The following is a 1,810-nucleotide window of genomic DNA, read 5'->3' as shown; positions in this document are numbered from 1 at the left end:
GAGCTGGTGGGCGAGGTGCTGGCGACCATTCGCGGCCTGGCCCAGGAAAACCGCACCATGATCATCGTCACCCACGAAATGAACTTCGCCCGCGACGTGGCCAACCGGGTGATCTTTTTCGACAAGGGCGTGATCGTCGAACAGGGCGAGGCCAAGGCCCTGTTCGCCGCGCCGAAGGAAGAACGCACACGCCAGTTTCTGGGCAAGTTTCTCGGCGCGCAGGGCCACGCCCACTGACCCGGATGCACCGCCCGAGCACAGACAAATCCGAGTTTATCCACAGCCCCCATGCCGCTTCGGGTAGGACCGCTCTGAAGCACTGCCGACTGCCCGGTCACGGCCATCGGGCACCTTGACTCACCTGCCGATCCAGCCAATAACCAAAGCCTCGTGCCACCACCCGCACAAGGAAACGGACCATGCACCGCGCAGCCAAAGGATCTGAACTGCCGCCCCCCGCCCTGCTCCATATCGCGCCCCATGGCATTGGCGTGCACACCGCCAGCCACCTGCAAGCCAGCATCCAGACCGCACCGACCCTGCAGGCCGGCGACCTGCTGGAGCTGTTCTGGGGCAACCGCTACGTGGCCGCGCATCTACTGCGCGCCGGCGAGCCCGGCACCTCGATCGCCCTCGCCGTGCCCAGGCAGATGCTCTACCCGGGGCTCAACACCCTGCACTACCGCCTGCTCCAGCCCGGCCAGCACCCGCGACGCTCCGCGCCATTGCAGGTAGCGGTCAAGCTGAACTGCCCCGGCGGCTACGTGACCACCCCGGAGAACCCGCACCTGACGCCCTTGCACCTGCCTGGCCGGCTGCTGCGCCAAGGGCTGGATCTGAGCCGCTGCGGGCAGGGTGTACCGTTCAACATCGCGCCGTACCGGCACATGGCCGAAGGCGATGCGATCACCCTGCGCTGGGCCGACCTGCGCATCGACCTGGCGCCACTGCCCAGCGACGGTATCGGCGGCCCGATACAGGGCCTGATCCCGCCCCAAGTGCTGCTGGAAGCCGGCAACGACGAGCACCTGGACGCCAGCTACTGCATTCTGGACAAGGTCGGCAACTGCTCGCAGTGGGCCCCGGCCGTGCGCCTGCGGGTGTTCGGCCAAGGGCCGCGGAGGCACTTCTATGCATATTCCTAAAGGTTAGTTTATTTAATTTTTATACACGCTTAGGGTATATAGACCGGACCACCGGACCAGCGCATTTCTGTCGCCCATATCGATCACGGCGACGTTTCCAATACGTGAGGTAGGTATGGTCAGGAACACAATCACCCCAGTGCGCAACGCCAGGGCATTGAGTGCAGCCAAGGAGCGGTACTGATGTCCAGCTTGGTACACGACGCAGTCCACAGCGATCTGGACAACGCCCCATTACTGCTGCCGGCCAAGGTCCTGCGCAATGACGCAGAGGCCCTGGAGGCCGCCCATGAACTGGCCGCCGCCGCGCGCCTGCAGGCCGCCCGGCGCGACCAGCAGCGCAAGCTGCCGTGGGCCGAGATCGAGCAGTTCACCCGCAGCGGCCTGGGCAGCATCAGCATCCCGCGCGAGCACGGCGGGCCGGACGTTTCCTTCGCCACCATCGCCGAGGTGTTCCGCATCATCAGTGCGGCCGACCCGGCCCTGGGGCAGATCCCGCAGAACCAGTTCGGCATCCTCCAGCAGGTCAAGAACACCGGCAACGAACGCCAGAAGCACCTGCTGTTCAAGTCGGTGCTCGACGGCTGGCGCATCGGCAATGCCGGCCCCGAGCGCGGCAGCAAGAACACCCTCGAACTCAAGGCCCGCGCCTTGCGCCAGGGCGA

The 1,810-nt window shown here is 65.7% G+C and carries 2 protein-coding genes and 1 pseudogene; all 3 read left to right on the top strand.

Features of this window, described 5'->3' with window-relative positions:
• Positions 1 to 237 (top strand): annotated as a pseudogene (locus tag B4I46_RS08910) (L-cystine ABC transporter ATP-binding protein YecC); the annotation flags it as partial.
• Between the two features lie 182 nt (positions 238 to 419).
• Positions 420 to 1,145, top strand: a complete 726-nt coding sequence (locus tag B4I46_RS08905) for a hypothetical protein (RefSeq protein ID WP_286899761.1) — start codon at positions 420 to 422, stop codon at positions 1,143 to 1,145.
• A gap of 183 nt (positions 1,146 to 1,328) precedes the next feature.
• Positions 1,329 to 1,810 (top strand): acyl-CoA dehydrogenase family protein (locus B4I46_RS08900; protein ID WP_422662688.1); only part of this gene is annotated, 482 nt, incomplete at its 3' end.

Origin of the sequence: Pseudomonas sp. UBA7500, assembly GCF_002478435.1 — a bacterium.
Lineage (GTDB): Bacteria > Pseudomonadota > Gammaproteobacteria > Pseudomonadales > Pseudomonadaceae > Aquipseudomonas > Aquipseudomonas palmensis.
Note: the sequence above shows the minus strand (reverse complement) of the source record. Positions and strands in the feature narration are given on the sequence as shown.